Source organism: Pseudomonas lini, from assembly GCF_001042905.1.
Classification (GTDB): Bacteria; Pseudomonadota; Gammaproteobacteria; order Pseudomonadales; family Pseudomonadaceae; genus Aquipseudomonas; species Aquipseudomonas lini.
The window spans coordinates 883,699-900,664 of sequence record NZ_JYLB01000001.1 but is presented as its reverse complement, the minus strand read 5'-3'; the positions used below and the strand labels follow the sequence as shown (position 1 = coordinate 900,664).

Sequence of the window (16,966 nt, the reverse complement as noted above, 5' to 3'; positions counted from 1 at the left end):
CGGCATACCGCGGTAGCGGTATGCCGCATTCCAATCAGTTCAATGTGAACCGCTTTTGCATCAGGCAAAGCCCTGTGATTTCCATCAGAAGGTTATCTGCCGATGCACGCTGTGCCGGTGATAGCGAAGGCAGTTTGGCCAGCAGGCCGCGAACCTTGACCGGGTCGAAGAATGGAACCTGGCTCAGTGCCGGGCCGTTGAGTACGTCGTGCATCATTTCATACAGTTTCGACTGCGGGCTCTGGGCGGCAGGTGGTGCACGGAAGTACTGTTTCTTACGGTCATACACGGCCTGAGGAACGTATGGCCGCATAGCCTCACGCAGTGCGTATTTCTCAGTGGCGCCACGGACTTTCATCGAGACTGGGAGACGGCACGCAGCTTCGATCACCCGGTGATCGAGCAGAGGCGGACGACCTTCCAGGCTGCCAGCCATTTCCATGCGATCACCCAGGGAGGTCAGTACCACGTTGGGCAGACTGGATTTGGCGACCATGTACAGCGAACGGTTCACGGGTTCCCAACCATTGAGAGCTCTAGGGCTCAAACGGTCATAGAACTGGCGATAGGCATCCACGTCACAGAAACGCTCACGGAAGTCATCACTGTACAGTTGCGCAAGCGGGCTAAACAGCGCGGCCTGGGTTTCGAGCCAAGACACGCCGTGACCTAGCTCCTTGTGTACCCAGTCAACGCCGCCGGTGCCGCCTTCCAGGTAGCGGTTTTCGCTTTCATGCAGGCGTTTAGCCAATGCAGCGATGACGCCCGGGTCCTGATGCTCATGGTTGTAGAGCACCATATCGCGTCGGTAATGAGGATAACCGCCGAAAACCTCGTCGGCGCCTTCACCGGTAAGTACAGCACGCATGCCTTGTTTCTGAACAAACTTGCACAGCAGGTACTTGGCGACGCTGTGGGCATTGGCGAAAGGCATCTCCGCATGCCAGAGGGCGTTTTCGAAGTTATCGGCCATGTCGGACGAGTTGACCGACAACACATGCAGGTTGGCCCGATTATGCTGGGCGGCTATTTCTGCGTACTCGCGTTCGTCAAAACCTTCTGCGCCTTCGAAAGACAGGTGGAACGCCTCCAGAGGTTTGCCGGTCAGCTCGGTTGCGATCCCCAACATGGCCGATGAATCGAGGCCGCCGCTCAGGCACACGCCCACCGGTACGTCAGCGTGCAGTCGCAGACGTACCGACTCTTCAATGGTATGGCGCAGGGACTCGATCATCTGGGCTTCAGACTGGTTGCTGCCAGCCGTGTCGCTCGTAGGGAAGTCCCAATCCCAATACTGTTCGGTTTGTAGGCCACTGCTGTCCGCGATGATCCAGCAGCCCGGTTTTACGCTGCGGATATTCTTGAAAAGCGTCCGGTCTCGCAGGATGAAGCCCCGGTTGGCGTAGGCTTCATGGTCCCATTGCGCCGGAACACCGGCCGCGAGCAAGGCCTTCACTTCAGAGGCGAAATACCAGGCCCCCTCATGCTCGGTGTAATACAGCGGTTTGACCCCGACGCGATCACGCACGGCAAACAGCATCTTGCGCAGGCGATCGAAAATTAAAATGGTAAATTCGCCACGCAATTGCTTGAGACCGCGCACGCCGTGTCGACGGTACAGGTGCATCGCGATTTCACTGTCCGACGATGTCTTGAAGCGGCAGCCGACGCTTTCCAGTTCCTTGCGAATCCGTTGATAGTCGTAGAACTCCCCGTTGACCATCATTACCAGGTCGCCCTCGTCGGCGACGATGGGTTGAGTCCCGTTTCCAAGCCCGACCAGCCCTAGTCGCACGTAACCGAAGGCTGCTTGACCTTGCGGGTCAAACCATTGGCTCGAACTGTCCGGGCCACGGTGATGAATCGCTCGCAGGGCGGCATCGAACATGTTCGGGTTGAAAGCACGCGCTTGCTTGGAGAAGACCCCAATGTATCCACACATATGAATTACTCTAGATATTTTATAAGCGGCTAAAAGTTAGATGACGTTTAGACTGCAATTCAAGATTCTTTTGCAACGCTCGGGCTCGTGTGCCCGGCTGGCAATTGAGCGCCGATCGAGTTGAGGATGTCTGGCATGGCGGAGTAATCAGCTTCGCCGGATTCCTTGAACTGAGTGGGCAATGACAACGAATGATCGCCGTGTAACTCAAGCAGTTGCGGAAGGATGTTTCGCCACGCGGCTATTTCCCGCATCGGGAAAATACGAATGGCATTGGCGGTGCCCTCGGCGAACAACTTTTTTTGACGTTCACAAAAGTCAGCGTATATCCGCTGCACAAACATTGGGAAGATATGTTTGTGGACCACTTCGTCTTTTTTATGGAGTGCCACGGCGTGGCGGAACACGGGTTGTATCTGCGGCGAGTCACTCAGGTCGGACAGGTAATCGCTGATGAACGTTTCCGAGACCAGAGAAAAGGCCAGGCGATAGACTTTGAAATCGGCCTCCGACAGGGTGCCCTGAACCTGGTTCAGATGCCGTGTCAACTCAAGCTCCGGCCATTTGATGTTCATGCCACGTTGGGTAATGGCCAGTTCGCACATGTTGATTGAGAACAACGTATGAAAAGCTTCGTCCGCCAGAGTCTCGGAAATTGTTGCAGCGCTCGCATAACTAAGTCGCGGACCAAGGTGGAGCAAATCGATGCACGATGGACAAATAATCTCGGTTTCAATGGCTATCGTTTTCTGATTGTAGATAATCCACCCAGCCGAAAGAATGAGTAACTTCAATTCAACAGGGTATTGCCTATAGTTACTGTCTTCGTAGAAAGGAAGCAGTGTTTCCAGAAAGTCAGGAGCATTAAGATCAAGTTTGATCTCGGGGCGTTGAGAGTCGAGTTTTATCTGTGCTCGCTTGTGCCAGCTTCGTTCGATTTTGATCAGTCGTTCGTCAGAACTGTCATTGCTTCGATATAGGTCATCTTGAACACTATGTTGAAACATTTTTCACCAATTTTACAATTGTTTTATGGCCATCCATGGGCTTGCCGAATGCTTCGGCAACTATCACGTACGGGGATTACAGGGTGGGGGCAGTTTGAATTTTGTTATTTTTACGGTCGAGGAAGTCAGCAAGACGATCCTGGGTACGGGCATCCGATGAAACTACGGCGGCAATCAGCGCCTCGGTGACCAGACCATCTTGTTGACTTTGATCGACAATCCTCGGCAGGACGTGGGTCACTGCGTAGTTGGTCATTGGTAAGTTGCTTGCCACTTTGTTCGCCAATACGATGGCTTTATCAAGTACTTGGCCAGTGGGCACCAGGTATTGGGCAATTCCGCGCTCATAGCTTTCTTGAGCGTAAAGCGTGCGTCCGGTGAGCATCATGTCGGTCATCAGGGCAATGCCGGCAATCCTTGGAAAGCGGACCGAAGCACCAACGCCCACATACAAGCCACGCATGCCTTCAGGCAGAGAGAAGAAGGCACTGTCGTCCACTACGCGCAGACTGCAAGCCGTGGCAATTTCCAGCCCGCCCCCGATGGCTGCGCCTGTAATGGCGGCAATCACCGGTACTTTACCGAATTGGATAAGGTCAAACGTAGCGTGCCATTCACGGAAAGAATGCACACTGTCGATGACTGATAGGTCTCTGATTTCAGATAAATCGAGACCGGTGCAAAAGTGCTGACTGGTGCTGTAAATCACAGCAGCACCCACTCCATCGGGGATGTTGGAAAATGTTTCGCGCAGTTCGTGCATCATTTCCAGTGACATGGCATTGCGCTTTTGCGGTCGATTCAAACCTACCAGCAGAACAGCACCCTCTACTCTGACATCCAAGTAGTTCCTGACAACCGTCATTCGAATCTCCCTTCGAATTGCCCCATTTTTGGAGATGCGATTCTATGACTCAAAATTTTGGCCTGCTTGCTAAAGCAGGTCTATTTTTGTCAAAATCGGGCCATGTCGATAAATCAAACACTGGATCCCTACGAGCATGGAAGCCCCGATGCTGTGGTGAACCTGCGCAAGTACTCTTCGGGTACTGTTTTCGCGCGGCACACGCACAGTCGTGGTCAATTTGCGTACGCCTCGACGGGCGCGTTGAAGATGTTCACCGATCTGGGGAATTGGGTTGTCCCGCCTCAAAGAGCGCTTTGGGTTCCCGCATGCGTGTCGCATGAAATGCATATGCGCGGCGACGTCACCATGATCAATACTTACCTCGATGAGGCTGCTGCCAGTCGTGCTGGTTTGCCGGGGCATTGCCAGGTCTACGATGTTTCGCCGTTGCTCAGGCATCTGTTGGAAGCGGCGCTGGCCATCGACCCGGAGCAAGCGCCCAATATCCGAAGCCAGTCCGTACAGTCGCTGCTGGTGGATGAAATCGGCGCCATGTCGGAGCTTCCATTGAGCGCACCATTGCCTTCGGAACCTCGACTGGCCCTATCGTGCCATCGATTCCTGGATGCCCCCACGCAGAATATTTCCATCAGTGAAATGGCCAGTTGGTCGAGCATGAGCCGGCGAACATTCACGCGAAGTTTTCGGGAAGCGACCGGCATGAGTTTTGTATTCTGGCGGCAACAAGTCTGTTTGCTGGAAGCAACCTCCAGACTAAGCAATGGTTCATCTATCACCGAAGTGGCGATTGATCTGGGTTACAGCAGCCCAAGCGCATTTACCTCGGTATTTCGGCGCAACCTAGGGGATTCACCGGGGCGTTATCTGGCCAAGTCCAAAGGCGCATCGATGTTCTGAGCGGTTGACCGAGAGAAAACGACCGCCCCTTGGCAGTTCGATTCGCCATCTCAACGGAGTGAGAGTCACCATGCGAACAATGAGCGAGACAATCGAAGCGCTGAAGCACGGCAATGTCAGTGCACTGGAGCTGGTCCACGCGGCGCTGCGCAAGAATGAGATGGCAGAACATGTGTTCATATCCCTGCTCGAATCTCAAGCGCTCTCAGCGGCACGGCAATCCATGGCGCGCCGGCAACAGGGCGAGACGTTAAATGCTGCGGACGGCATTCCATTCGCGGTGAAGGATCTCATCGACGTGGCTGGTAGCCGTACCACCGCAGGCTCCCTTACCCGTAACGAATTGGCGCCAGTGACGCAGGATGCGCCGGTTATTGCTCGGCTGCGCAACGCTGGCATGATCCCGATCGGCAAAACCAACCTCACCGAATTCGCTTACTCGGGCCTGGGCCTGAACCCGCATTACGGCACGCCCACGGCGGATTTCAAACCGCTAGAGGCGCGAGCACCTGGCGGCTCTTCATCCGGGTCAGCGATTGCGGTTCAACGGGGTATCGTTTGCGTTGCCATCGGCACTGATACGGCGGGTTCCATTCGCGTGCCAGCGGCGTTCAACGGCCTGACAGGGTTCAAAGGCTCCAGTCATCGATACGACATGAGCGGGATTCATCCGCTGGCAGTCACGTTCGACAGCCTGGGCTGCTTTGCCCACAGCGTGCAGGACTGCGTGACATTGGATCGGCTTATGCGTGGCGTATCCGGGCCGAGCCACCCCTCGGTTGACCTAAGGGACGTTCATTTCGTAGTGGAAACTCAGATTCTCGAAGACCCAGAGCTCCAGCCTGCGGTCCGCGCAAATTTCCTGGCCACTCTGGATCTGCTTGAGCGCGCGGGGGCCCATCTTCATTACAGGGCTCTGGCTTCGGTTAGCCGGACTCGCGAGGCAATCAAACATCTGGGATGGTTGGGGGCCATTGAAGCCTGGCGCTTGCTTGGGGGGATAGTGGAAAGTCCGGACGGTTTACGGCTGGATCGTCGAGTTCGCAACCGACTGCTCGTCAGTGCAGCACTTCCTGCCACCATCGAAGCCGAGCTTCGGCTGTTGCGAAGCGAGTTGATGCAGAAACTCAGTGAGGAACTCAACGGCGCCATTTTGCTGATGCCGACCGTCAAACATGTCGCTCCACCGCTCGCTGCGCTGGAGGCAGATGATGCACTGTTCGCCACCACTAATCTGCGAACCCTGGCCTACACCATGATCGGCAGCTTCCTCGATATGCCAGGACTGGCCATTCCCTCTGGAGTTGACCCACAAGGGCTGCCGACATCGGTCCTTATCTCTGCACTCCAGGGCCGAGACGACGACGTACTGGGTGTCGGAATAGCCGTCGAGCTTCTTCAAAAGAACGGGTGAAGGACACTGCGGTAAAAAAAACGCGGGCAGTGCAACACCGTACCGCAAGGATGTTGCACAGTCGCCTCGTTGGTTTTCCGGAAATTCACGAACCGCAACAAGCTGGATGAACTGCTGAATCTCGCGATGTCAGAGAGTCGCATCTTGCAACTGAGCGAGTATGGCGCGGCGGCCGGCCGCGAGTTCGTCGCGCGCTTTGGCGCGCCGGGCCACGCCACTAGCATGAACTGGGAGAACCATCAACTGATCCGCTTGCGGCTCAAGTGAATGGACCTTGTCCCATACACTTCATCTGTCCGCAGTCTTACTGCATCGACTCGAGCACACCGAAGACTTTCCTCGGAGGATCCGCATAGTGCGCAATGTGATCGAGGCGTCCGATATCCGTAGACCGGAAATGCCTGGGCTTTTGGCTGATGTTCGACTCATCGTTGTGAATGGCATCCTCAAAGGTGTTTCTACTTTTAACGCTTTGCAGCGAGCGGATGAAAGGCGCAAGGCGATCTTCTTGGAAGCCTTTCCTGAGCTGCGCACCACGCTCCACAATCTGGAAGACCACCCGCTGCTTCGCGGTTGCATAGCTGTTTTCGACCTGGAGCCGACCACGCACTCAAGCGTTCTGCTAGAACGGGCCGAGGCATTCCACGCACTCTTCGACACCGATGAGCATTTGCTGGCCATTACTGGGGCGTTGCTTGCCATTGGCGACTATTCGCGCAGAGCTCCGAGGTGGGCAGGCTACAGTTTCTGCGATTTTGGCAGCTCTACACATTTGAAACCTTGGTGGAAGATCTTTACGGGTAAACCGGAAAAGCACCTGATCGATGTAGTGATGACGCTGCTGGATCTGGTGGCGGAACACCACCATGACCTAGCCAGCCTTCAACAAGTTCAGCAGGACTTCATCCTCGCATGCGAGGAAAGCGAACTCCTGGATTGGCGCTACAACCTAGTCAAATACCCGGTGATGCGCTCTGGAAAGTCGGGGCGCTACTCAATCCACTCGAATGGTTACAGCATCTGCATGCTTCACAAATTGCAGATGAATAGCTACTACCACGATCCCTATCTGACCGCCCTTTTCCATGAAGGCGTGCCTGGCTCTTCGGAGCAAAACTTCTGGTACTACGGCTATGAAATGGAATCACGGCGCATGCAAATTGAAGGTGGCATTGTCAGCATTCAGAGTGTTGACCTGGGCTGGCAGTTGTCTGATTTACCCAATGATCCGGCTCAAAGAGCCAGCTTTGACAAGGTTTGCGTGGAGTTGGGAATCGGAGCAGATCACCTGTATCGGATAAGCCAATCTGGCAAACTTGGCGCCGATGTGCGGGACGCAGTGTCAGAATGTTCGGCGACTCCGATTGATCATGTCGATCGACAACATGACCAGCAAGCGCATTGCGGTGGCAACGCTACCGTTGCTGCAGTCATCCAGTCGCAGCAGAAACCTGCCTAGGTCGGCTGGCCTTTCGATCGCCGGGTTGCTGGTGACGACGTGGCGGATCTTCAACTCCTCGATGTTGCTGACTGCCACGTTGCGCTCCACCCAGCCGCGCCCCTCGGCAAAGCCCAAAATTGCACGGATGATGGGGCGCACGCGCCGAGCCATGGCGATGGTGCGCTGGCGCCGCAGCTCGGTGATAATCGTGGTGATGTGCTCCAGCTTGATCTCGCTGACTGGCTTTTTGCCAATGGCAGGCAAGATGTGGTTGTTCAGAGCTCCGCGGAAACCCGCGATGGATTTGGTCACCAGTTCGGCAGACTTGAATGCCAACCAATGCTCGGCCACGTAGCCGAAGGTGCGCTCTTCGTTGAGCAACTGTGTCTCGATCTTGGCGGTCTTGGCGGTCTTGGCTTTGAGCGGGGCGATGTGGTTAGCCACGTCACGGCATGCACCGCGGGCAATGTCGCGCGCCTCCTTCAGCCCGATGTCGGGGTACGCACCAATCGAGAATCGGTTCTCCTTGCCGTGCAGCCGATACTTTAAGCGCCAGGACTTGGAAGGGGATTTTACGACCTTGCTCGACGCCCTCACCTCCAAGTAGAGACCAGGGACTTCGCCGTCGGCGTGTTTGCCGGGTTCGGTCAGCGAGCGGGAAGGCATCGCTGAGTTTTCGTCTGAAAACAGGCGCGTTATCTGGGGGCATCGGTGGGGGCACCGTTTTTTAAAAGTCGATATTTGCCCCTAATTATGCCCCCATAAGCTCTGAAATCCATTGGGTTCAGTGGACTGAGTTATCTATAACACCTTGTTATTAAATGGTTTTATGGATTTTGGTGGAATTCCATTACAGGCTATCAGGGTCCCCAAAGAACATCTGAATCCGCGACCTTAACCACCGCTCACCCGGATCATTATCCTGTGACCCGCGCCAAGCCATGTGCAATTCAAAACTGCGCACCGGCAACGGCGGATCTTCGGCTCGCACACCACCCGCCGCGGTCAACGCTTCAGCTGTGTAATCAGGCACGGTCGCAACAATATCGGTGCCGCTGATCAGTGTGCTCAACCCATTGAACTGCGGCACCGCCAGCACCACATGCCGTTTGCGCCCGAGTTTCTCCAGTTCTTCATCTATAAAGCCGCTCAGGTCGCCCGCGAATGAAACCAAAGCGTGGGGGCGGGCGCAGAAATCATCCAGGCTCAACGGCCCCGGCATGGTGTCGGCTCGCAACAATTTCGGCATGCTGCGGCGCAGCACTTTGCGCTTGGCGTTGGCTGGCAGGTCAGCGGTGTAGCTGACGCCGATGGAAATCTCGCCCGAAGCCAGCAGGCTCGGCATCAGAATGTAATTGGCCCGACGCACCACCAGCACGATCCCCGGCGATTCTGCGCGCAAACGCTTGAGCAGCATCGGCAGCAGCGCGAATTCAACATCATCCGACAGGCCGATGCGGAACACCGTGGTGCTGGTCGCCGGGTCGAATTCCGCCGCACGACTGACCGCGGTGGAAATCGAATCCAGGGCCGGCGAGAGCAGGGCGAAGATTTCCACCGCCCGGGCGGAAGGCTCCATGCTGCGGCCGGTACGCACGAACAACGGGTCGTCGAACAGCCCGCGCAGGCGCGAGAGCGCCGCACTGATGGCCGGCTGGCCGAGGAACAGTTTCTCCGCAGCGCGGGTCACACTGCGTTCGTGCATCAGTGTTTCGAAAACGATCAACAGGTTCAGGTCGACACGACGCAGGTCATTACGATTCATCTGGAGTCCTGGCAGATTCAGCAAACTTGACGTGAGCGGCCTTATGAGAACAATGGCCGGCGTGAATCTTACGGGCAAAGGCTGGTACTCTGCACAGAGTAATTCAGTTTTTTCTGAAAGGCTGCTTCGGTTTTTACGGCATTGGATGGTGTCGCCGTCGCTGCGGAATCAATGACAGGCATGTCGACTATTAATAGCCACTGATGGTCTTGGGTAGAAAGCCCAGATAGAGTTCAGGGCATTAGAGGTTACTTTGACGAGGTTTGCGATGTCCCGCACGATCCGTTTTCACAAGTTTGGTCCAGCCGAGGTGCTCAAATGCGAAGAGCATGCGGCCGCTCTGCCTGCGCCGGGCGAAGTGCAGGTGCGCGTCGAAGCGATAGGCATCAGCTGGTACGACATTCTCTGGCGCCAGAACCTGGCCTCGTCCCATGCTCGTCTGCCTTCAGGCCTTGGCCATGAAATGGCTGGCGTGGTCACTATGGTCGGCGAAGGCGTCGATGATCTGGCCGTTGGTGACAAGGTCGCCAGCTTCCCGGCCGAGAGTCCCAACGACTACCCGGTTTACGGCGAACAGATCGTTCTGCCGCGCTCGGCATTGACCCGTTACCCGGACGTGCTCAGCCCGATCGAAGCCAGCGTGCACTACACGCCGCTATTGATCGCTTATTTTGCCTACGCCGACCTGGCGCGAGTCAAACCCGGGCAATTTGCCCTGGTGACCGATGCCAGCCACTGCGCCGGGCCGTCGTTCGTACAACTGGGCAAAGCCCTCGGTGTGCGAGTGATTGCCGCGACCAAAACCGCGGATGAGCGTGAGTATCTGCTGTCCCTGGGCGCCGAAAAAGTCATCGTCACCGAGGAACAGGATCTGCTCATGCAGATCAACAAGATCACCGATAACCGCGGCGTCGATGTGGTGTTCGATGGCCTTGGCGGGCCGCAGATGTCGCTGCTCGGCGATGTGCTCGCACCTCGCGGCAGTCTGGTGCTCTATGGCCTGCAAGGGGGTAACCAGACGCCATTCCCGGCCTGTGCAGCGTTCCAGAAGAACATTCAGTTCTTCGTACACTGCATCGGTAACTTCACCGGCAAACCGGAGCTGGGCATCATCCAGGATCAGGCCGCACTGCAACGTGCCCTGCGCGATATCAACCAGTTGACCGCGGATCGTGTGCTGCTGCCGCTCAAGACCCGGGTGTTCCCGTTTTCCGAATTTGTCGAAGCCCACCGCTATATGGACGAATGCCCATGCCGCGAACGGGTTGCCCTTCAGGTCGAACCTGCCTGAGCCCTTCCTCTGCAAGAGTCCGTGAGAGCACGGACTCTTCTGCTGGTAGTCACTCCCAAATGAGACGTCCATCGATCTGTCGGTGGGCCGGTTCAGCAACTGAACTGGTTTTTGCTCTCGATCTGTATCTTCTAATCATTATATAAGCCCTGATAATTGAATGATTAATTTCATCTCAAGGAAAGAGTCATGGCCGTGTATCAGGCTGAAACTCCTCAATGCGCGCTGGTAATATATGCTCAACAAATAATGCGGCGTCGCTCAGTTGTCTTACATTCATGGGCAACTTCTTTCTTTATTTCTTGTGCTAAGTGTCTGTGGGACGCTGTCGGAAATTTCCTAGGAAAGCGCGCGGGAGCGCAGGGCGCCCATTCTACCGAGCGTTGCGGCGATCCTGATGTCCTGGGGGTACCCGTGACATGCAATTATTTCAAATAATTACACCGTGCTTAAGTGCTAGCATTTGAACAACGCCCCGGCACTTTCTTCATGACAGATACCTATTGCGCAATACACCTCGTTGTTTGCGTGGCATTGAACTTATGAGTCACAGGTAAATAATGATGACCGCTACCCATGATCAGGCAATGAACTATGTTTATCAGCAAATGCTGCAGCGTTTACTGAGTTTTTTTTCTCGCGCCGAGCGCACGGCATTGCAACTGATGATTCAGCGTTTGGTGATGTCCGCAGGAGGTATGGAACGTATCGGCGATTACAAGGTGCTGGCGATCCAGTCCGGGTCCCGCGACAGCTGCTACACCTTGGCGCTACTGCGCGCCGCGCAACTGAGTATCGCCGGCCGGGCACCGGCGACGTTTCAGCTGCGAGTGGCGACCTTGCGCTCGAACGGTGCGGCCTCGACGGCCCTGGAAAACATCCATCGCAGCTGCAGTGCGTTGTTTCTCTACGACGATCCCCGGGTCGAAGTGTTGATGGTCGATAATCGCGAAGTCCAGCCGTTCAACCATCTGGCGCCGATCTCCGAAGCCGGTCGCGAGTCGAATCGGCTTAATCTGCTGATGGTCGGGCACCGCCGTGCCTGGGACGGGCCGCTTGATCTGTGGGATGACGGGTACCTGGCGACCGGGGAGTTTTACGGACAAATCGCCCGCTGGGACCAGGGGGTCGATGCATTGGTCAGTAGCGATACGCCCCGCCGGCAGAAGCAGTTTCTCGAGGGATTGAATCGTGCAGCGGTCAAGGCTGGGCTCAAGGCGTCGGGCTGTCATGAAACGGGTTACGAGGGCCTGTTCGAGCGGCTCGATGAATTGGGCAACGATTGTTATCGCGAGTTTTATCCTGAGTCCGCCCAGGCGGCGTGGCGTCCCGCCGAGCATTTTGAAGAATGTCGCCGCACGACCTTCATCGATATTAACGACATGCTGGTCAGCAACCTGGAAGAGCGCTGGCCGTTGCTCACCGATTTCCTCGGGTTTCAACCTGACGAGTTGTCGGCCCATCTCAGTGATAACGACTACGTCAGCCTGTCGATATCCGCGCATCTTCGTGGCTTGCAAGCGTGTTTTGTACACGGTCGTACCTACGAGGCGGGCGTCAACGAGTTCTTGCAGCGGGCGCTGGTGATGATGCGTCGTAAACAAGTGCCGGAGCGCTTTTGCGAACAGGCCATGGAGACCTTCGGCAACCCGATGACAATGACCGACCAGCGCGCATTGGCGGCGGTCGAAGCACAAAAGAACCTCGGTTTGAGCGAGGCTCAGCTGGTGTGCCTGCTGTTCGCGCCTTTTGTTGATAACGGCGCGGCGCTTGAGCATTTTCTTCGTCAGTGCCATCCCGGTATGCTCGTCGCGTTACCGGACTTGCACCGGGCAATGCAGGGCGGCCCGGCACCCGAGCAGGTTCTGCAGTGGATGGTCGATGTCAGCGGGTTGCCTGTGAGTCTGATCGGTACGCTTTACCGCATGGCCCCGGTGGTTCGGGATGAGGGCAGGGGGCTCGGCATGGAAAGCGGCGACGTGGGTGGGCAAGCTGAAGTCGTGGAACCTGACAGTGAAACAACCGTGGCTGGCGAATGGTCGACGGGCCGGTGAAAGTGCCAGGTTTGACGGATTCGGCAAGGATGCTTCACGACGTTTGTAACCTGTTCGGCCGTTACCCATGAAAGGACCACGAGATACCGATTTTGCGTACCAGGCGGTGTACCGTTACCTGACTAACCTGATCAATGAGCCGGGCAGTGACGTGCAAGTACGCCTGCCCTCATTGCGACAGTTGGCGCACCGCCTGAGTGTGTCAATCTCGACCATCCAGTACGCCTATTCGCTGCTGGAAAAGGAAGGGCGCGTCTATTCAGTGGCCAAGTCCGGCTATTACGCACTCCCCGTGTCCTCAATCGGCATTCCCGGCAGCGGCAAGGACCTGCTCGAAACGGTTTATGTCAATGCCAGACGTCCCGGCATGCTGGTGCTGAGCGCCGATGAGCCTGCGTCATTACAACCCCTGGATAGCCCGTTGCTATTGCTGGAGCGAGAACTGCTGCGCCAGTATCCGCGCCAGCCACAACCGTCTTCGCAACCCTGCGGCGAACTGGAGCTGCGCACAGCCCTGGCGGCGCGCTACACCACTTCGCCGACACGCTGCTGGCATGCCGATGATGTCTATATCGGCGCCGACCTGCGGGGAGTCCTGGAAATACTGATTGCCGCCCTTGGTCTCAAAGATGCGGTGGTGGTGGTCGAGTCGCCGTGCGACTGGGTGATTCTGCGCCTGCTCCAGGGCGCGGATGTGAAGGTGATCGAATTGCCGTTGCAAGCCGATGGTGGTCTGGATCTTGAGCAGTTGAACCATTTGCTTGAGACCGAGCGGGTGCGGCTGGTGATGCTTTCATCGGGACTGAACATGCCCCGGGGCAGTGTGGCGCCTGACAGTAACAGGCAATCCACCGCACGGCTGCTGGAACGACATGGCAGTTGGGTGTTGGAAAACGATTGTTACGGCGAACTCGAATTCGAGCCGAACGGCCTGCGGTTTCGCGATCTGCTGGACCCTGACCGGCTGATCGTGTTTTCCACGTTCGAGAAAATCATCGGGTCGGAGGCGCCCTATGGCTATGTGCTTTCGCGACGGCTGCGCGTCGACCTGCAACGGCACTTTCTGCTACGCGCTTTCCGTCTGTCGCTGATTCGTCAGAAAGCCATTGCGCGGCTGTACAGCAACGGGCGCATCGATCAACACCTGCTGGTGTTGCGTCGACTGCTCAAGGAACGCATGGTGCAGATGACCCGGTTGCTTGAAGAGCGTCTGCCCGATGCGCTGCACTTCGTTGAACCCCAGGGTGGGGCGACGATCTGGATCCGCTCGTTGCGTCAGGTCAATGTGCATCGAGTGTTCGAGCGTTTGCTCAAGCAGCATGTGGTGATTGCGCCGGGAGAACTGTTCAGCCTGCAAGGATTGCATGGGCAGCATTTGCGCCTGAGTCATACCTTCGGTGGTCACCATGACCTCGCCGACGCACTGGGACTGTTGGGAGATGCCTTGCGCCTGGAGTCGATCGACTGAGCCGAGGCAAAATCCTCCCCGGAACCTGACAATCGATAACATCGCGCCAAGGGCAAACAGTCAGTAAACTGCGTTCTAATCCCGAACCACTCTTTCTCAGAGGTTTTGCATGACACTCAGTCCTTTTGCGGGCAAACCGGCACCGGCAGAACTGTTGGTCGACATCCCGCGACTGGTGACGGCCTATTACACCGGCCAGCCCGATGCAGCCATTTCTACCCAGCGCGTCGCCTTCGGCACGTCCGGACACCGAGGTAGCTCGTTCGATCTGAGTTTCAACGAATGGCACGTTCTGGCCATCAGTCAGGCGATCTGCCTGTACCGCGAAGCCCAAGGCATCGACGGTCCACTGTTCGTCGGGATCGACACCCATGCGCTGTCCACGCCGGCCGGTGCCAGTGCCCTGGAAGTCCTGGCGGCGAACGGCGTGACGGTGATGATCGCTGAAGGCGACGAGTACACGCCGACGCCGGCCATTTCCCATGCGATTCTTTGCTACAACCGTGGGCGCACCTCCGGCCTGGCGGACGGCATCGTCATCACGCCGTCCCACAACCCGCCACAAAGCGGTGGCTACAAGTACAACCCTACCAACGGCGGCCCGGCCGATACCCATATCACCAAGTGGATCGAAGCCAAGGCCAACGAGCTGCTGGCGGCCAAACTCGCTGGCGTCAAACGCATCAGCTACGAGCAGGCCCTGAAGGCCAGCACCACCCATCGTCACGATTACCTCAACACCTATGTCGCTGACCTGATCAACGTGATCGACTTCGACGCCATCCGCGATGCGAAGCTGCGTCTGGGCGTCGATCCGCTGGGCGGAGCAGGGGTGCGCTACTGGTCGGCGATTGCCGAGCACTATCGCCTGGACCTGGAGGTGGTGAATAAAGAAGTTGATGCGACATTCCGTTTCATGACCGTCGACTGGGACGGGCAGATCCGCATGGACCCATCGTCCAGCCACGCCATGCAAGGTCTGATCGGACTGAAAGAGCGTTTTGACGTGGCCTTTGCCTGTGACCCGGATCACGACCGACATGGCATCGTGACCCCGTCCGGTGGTTTGCTGGCACCCAACAACTACCTCGCGGTGACGATCGATTACCTGTTCCAGAATCGTCCACAGTGGCGCGCCGATGCAGCCGTGGGCAAAACCGTGGTCAGCAGTGGCTTGATCGATCGCGTTGCCAAGCGCCTGGGCCGTCGCCTGTACGAAGTGCCGGTCGGCTTCAAATGGTTTGCTGATGGCCTGTTCGACGGCTCCCTCGGCTTTGGTGGCGAAGAAAGTGCTGGCGCGTCGTTCCTGCGCAAGGACGGCAGTGTCTGGTGCACCGACAAGGATGGCTTGATTCCGGCATTGCTGGCCGCCGAAATGACTGCTCGCACGGGCCGCGACCCTAGCCAGGCCTATCGCGCGCTGACCGATGAACTGGGCGAACCTTTCTCGGTACGGGTCGATGCCAAGGCGAACCCCGAGCAGAAAGCGTTGCTGAGTAAATTGTCGCCGGATCAGGTCACCTCGACTCAGTTGGCGGGTGAAGCGATCCAGAGCATCCTCAGCCATGCACCGGGCAACGACCAGGCCATTGGCGGTCTGAAAGTCATGACCGAAAACGGTTGGTTCGCGGCGCGGCCATCGGGCACTGAGGATATCTACAAGATCTACGCGGAAAGCTTTGTCAGTGACGATCACCTGAAGCTGTTGGTGGCGGAAGCTCAGACCTTGGTGGATGGCGCGATTTCTGCGAAATAGGTGACGGCCCCTTCGCGGGCAAGCCTCGCTCCTACAGAAGTTAGTCGCCCATGTGAACGACACTATTCCTGTAGGAGCGAGGCTTGCCCGCGAAGGCGTCGCTACAGTTACCCAGGATTTCAACCACAAAAAAGGGGCGACCATTAACGGTCGCCCCCTTTTTTTGCCCTGCATTTACCGCATCAAGCCACATCAACCAACACAATCTCACTGTCCTCAATCGCCGTCACGCGCAACACCTGCTCATCGGCAATCGCGACACCGTCTCGAGCTTGTGCACGCAAGCCATTGACTTCAATGACCCCAGTGGCTGGAACCAAGTAAGCCCGACGGCCACTCTCCAGCTGATACTCCGCGGACTCACCGGCCTTCAGATTCGCCGCCACCAGACGAGCATCGGCGCGAATGTGCAGGCTTTGATCATCGCCGGCCTTGCCACTGGCCAGGGTCACGAAACCTTCGCGCTCGCCTTTGGGGAACGGCTTGGCACCCCACGACGGGGCCGAACCCACTTCGTTGGGGATGATCCAGATCTGAAAGATCCGGGTCTCGGTTGCTTCCAGGTTGTACTCACTGTGAGCGATTCCGGTGCCGGCGCTCATGACCTGCACGTCGCCCGCTTCGGTGCGGCCCTTGTTACCGAGGTTGTCTTGGTGGGTGATCGCGCCTTCACGAACGTAGGTGATGATTTCCATGTCACGGTGCGGGTGTTGCGGGAACCCGGTGCCGGCGGCAATCACGTCATCGTTCCACACCCGCAGGTTGCCCCAGTTCATGCGCTTGGGGTCGTGGTACTCGGCGAACGAAAAATGGTGATGGGCATCCAACCAGCCATGGTGTGCGCCGCCCAGCGAGTTGAAAGGTCTGAGTTCAAGCATGATCGTCTCCTGAAAGGTTCGTCATTCGGGCAGAACGCATAGGGCCATAAACGAGAACCGGTGGTTGATGGCGAGCATCATCTATCAGGTATTAATCGATAAAAAGCGTAAAAAATGCCTCAATACAATCGAATTAATTGATATCAAATATCCTCGAAACATTCTCACCCAGCCTTCACTTCATC

Annotated in this window: 13 protein-coding genes and 1 pseudogene; 8 read left to right on the top strand and 6 right to left on the bottom strand. The window is 56.8% G+C overall.

Going from position 1 to position 16,966, the window contains the following annotated elements:
• Nucleotides 1-34: 34 nt before the first annotated feature.
• The 3 genes from asnB to TU81_RS03915 all read right to left on the bottom strand — a co-directional run bounded on the left by asnB (nucleotide 35) and on the right by TU81_RS03915 (nucleotide 3,814).
• Complete coding sequence (gene asnB / locus TU81_RS03925) at nucleotides 35-1,942, bottom strand: asparagine synthase (glutamine-hydrolyzing) (protein ID WP_038983363.1); 1,908 nt, start codon at nucleotides 1,940-1,942, stop codon at nucleotides 35-37.
• Between the two features lie 59 nt (nucleotides 1,943-2,001).
• Nucleotides 2,002-2,949 carry a diiron oxygenase gene (locus tag TU81_RS03920; protein ID WP_048393482.1) on the bottom strand — a complete coding sequence of 316 codons (948 nt, stop codon included), beginning with the start codon at nucleotides 2,947-2,949 and terminating at the stop codon, nucleotides 2,002-2,004.
• A gap of 76 nt (nucleotides 2,950-3,025) precedes the next feature.
• Nucleotides 3,026-3,814, bottom strand: a complete 789-nt coding sequence (locus tag TU81_RS03915) for a crotonase/enoyl-CoA hydratase family protein (RefSeq protein ID WP_048393480.1) — start codon at nucleotides 3,812-3,814, stop codon at nucleotides 3,026-3,028.
• A 102-nt stretch (nucleotides 3,815-3,916) separates the two neighbouring features.
• On the opposite strand from TU81_RS03915, the gene TU81_RS03910 reads away from it, so the two are divergent.
• The 4 genes from TU81_RS03910 to TU81_RS30190 all read left to right on the top strand — a co-directional run bounded on the left by TU81_RS03910 (nucleotide 3,917) and on the right by TU81_RS30190 (nucleotide 7,587).
• On the top strand, nucleotides 3,917-4,714 hold the full coding sequence (locus TU81_RS03910) for an AraC family transcriptional regulator (RefSeq protein WP_038983361.1): 798 nt from the start codon (nucleotides 3,917-3,919) through the stop codon (nucleotides 4,712-4,714).
• A 79-nt stretch (nucleotides 4,715-4,793) separates the two neighbouring features.
• Nucleotides 4,794-6,128: an amidase family protein gene (locus tag TU81_RS03905; protein WP_233427261.1), complete on the top strand. Its 1,335-nt coding sequence runs from the start codon at nucleotides 4,794-4,796 to the stop codon at nucleotides 6,126-6,128.
• A 126-nt stretch (nucleotides 6,129-6,254) separates the two neighbouring features.
• Nucleotides 6,255-6,395, top strand: coding sequence for a hypothetical protein (locus tag TU81_RS03900; RefSeq protein ID WP_156877856.1), 141 nt, complete (start codon nucleotides 6,255-6,257; stop codon nucleotides 6,393-6,395).
• 88 nt (nucleotides 6,396-6,483) lie between these two features.
• Nucleotides 6,484-7,587, top strand: a complete 1,104-nt coding sequence (locus TU81_RS30190) for a hypothetical protein (protein WP_151152197.1) — start codon at nucleotides 6,484-6,486, stop codon at nucleotides 7,585-7,587.
• Here TU81_RS30190 and TU81_RS03890 read toward each other — a convergent pair.
• Nucleotides 7,504-8,278: pseudogene (locus TU81_RS03890) on the bottom strand (tyrosine-type recombinase/integrase); the annotation flags it as partial. The gene TU81_RS30190 and the pseudogene TU81_RS03890 sit on opposite strands and share 84 nt — an antisense overlap.
• A 141-nt stretch (nucleotides 8,279-8,419) precedes the next feature.
• Nucleotides 8,420-9,334, bottom strand: coding sequence for a LysR family transcriptional regulator (locus tag TU81_RS03885; protein ID WP_038983357.1), 915 nt, complete (start codon nucleotides 9,332-9,334; stop codon nucleotides 8,420-8,422).
• Nucleotides 9,335-9,602: 268 nt separating this feature from the next.
• Between TU81_RS03885 and TU81_RS03880 the strand changes: the two genes are divergently transcribed.
• The 4 genes from TU81_RS03880 to pgm all read left to right on the top strand — a co-directional run bounded on the left by TU81_RS03880 (nucleotide 9,603) and on the right by pgm (nucleotide 15,903).
• Complete coding sequence (locus TU81_RS03880) at nucleotides 9,603-10,625, top strand: zinc-dependent alcohol dehydrogenase family protein (RefSeq protein WP_008006061.1); 1,023 nt, start codon at nucleotides 9,603-9,605, stop codon at nucleotides 10,623-10,625.
• A 563-nt stretch (nucleotides 10,626-11,188) separates the two neighbouring features.
• A complete protein-coding gene (locus TU81_RS03875) occupies nucleotides 11,189-12,679 on the top strand; it encodes a hypothetical protein (RefSeq protein WP_048393472.1) in 1,491 nt (496 codons plus the stop codon).
• Between the two features lie 67 nt (nucleotides 12,680-12,746).
• Nucleotides 12,747-14,147 (top strand): aminotransferase-like domain-containing protein, encoded by a 1,401-nt coding sequence (locus TU81_RS03870; RefSeq protein WP_048393471.1) that lies wholly within the window; start codon nucleotides 12,747-12,749, stop codon nucleotides 14,145-14,147.
• A 109-nt stretch (nucleotides 14,148-14,256) separates the two neighbouring features.
• A complete protein-coding gene (gene pgm, locus TU81_RS03865; RefSeq protein ID WP_038983354.1) occupies nucleotides 14,257-15,903 on the top strand; it encodes a phosphoglucomutase (alpha-D-glucose-1,6-bisphosphate-dependent) in 1,647 nt (548 codons plus the stop codon).
• Between the two features lie 182 nt (nucleotides 15,904-16,085).
• On the opposite strand, the gene TU81_RS03860 is transcribed toward pgm, so the two are convergent.
• A complete protein-coding gene (locus tag TU81_RS03860) occupies nucleotides 16,086-16,781 on the bottom strand; it encodes a pirin family protein (RefSeq protein WP_038983353.1) in 696 nt (231 codons plus the stop codon).
• Nucleotides 16,782-16,966: the final 185 nt, after the last annotated feature.

Excerpts from the sequence above, each read along its gene's own strand:
- asnB (WP_038983363.1), bottom strand. The coding sequence starts at position 1,942 with ATGTGTGGATACATTGGGGTCTTCTCCAAGCAAGCGCGTGCTTTCAAC.
- TU81_RS03920 (WP_048393482.1), bottom strand. The coding sequence starts at position 2,949 with ATGTTTCAACATAGTGTTCAAGATGACCTATATCGAAGCAATGACAGT.
- TU81_RS03915 (WP_048393480.1), bottom strand. The coding sequence starts at position 3,814 with ATGACGGTTGTCAGGAACTACTTGGATGTCAGAGTAGAGGGTGCTGTT.
- TU81_RS03910 (WP_038983361.1), top strand. The coding sequence starts at position 3,917 with ATGTCGATAAATCAAACACTGGATCCCTACGAGCATGGAAGCCCCGAT.
- TU81_RS03905 (WP_233427261.1), top strand. The coding sequence starts at position 4,794 with ATGAGCGAGACAATCGAAGCGCTGAAGCACGGCAATGTCAGTGCACTG.
- TU81_RS03900 (WP_156877856.1), top strand. The coding sequence starts at position 6,255 with ATGTCAGAGAGTCGCATCTTGCAACTGAGCGAGTATGGCGCGGCGGCC.
- TU81_RS03885 (WP_038983357.1), bottom strand. The coding sequence starts at position 9,334 with ATGAATCGTAATGACCTGCGTCGTGTCGACCTGAACCTGTTGATCGTT.
- TU81_RS03880 (WP_008006061.1), top strand. The coding sequence starts at position 9,603 with ATGTCCCGCACGATCCGTTTTCACAAGTTTGGTCCAGCCGAGGTGCTC.
- TU81_RS03875 (WP_048393472.1), top strand. The coding sequence starts at position 11,189 with ATGACCGCTACCCATGATCAGGCAATGAACTATGTTTATCAGCAAATG.
- TU81_RS03870 (WP_048393471.1), top strand. The coding sequence starts at position 12,747 with ATGAAAGGACCACGAGATACCGATTTTGCGTACCAGGCGGTGTACCGT.
- pgm (WP_038983354.1), top strand. The coding sequence starts at position 14,257 with ATGACACTCAGTCCTTTTGCGGGCAAACCGGCACCGGCAGAACTGTTG.
- TU81_RS03860 (WP_038983353.1), bottom strand. The coding sequence starts at position 16,781 with ATGCTTGAACTCAGACCTTTCAACTCGCTGGGCGGCGCACACCATGGC.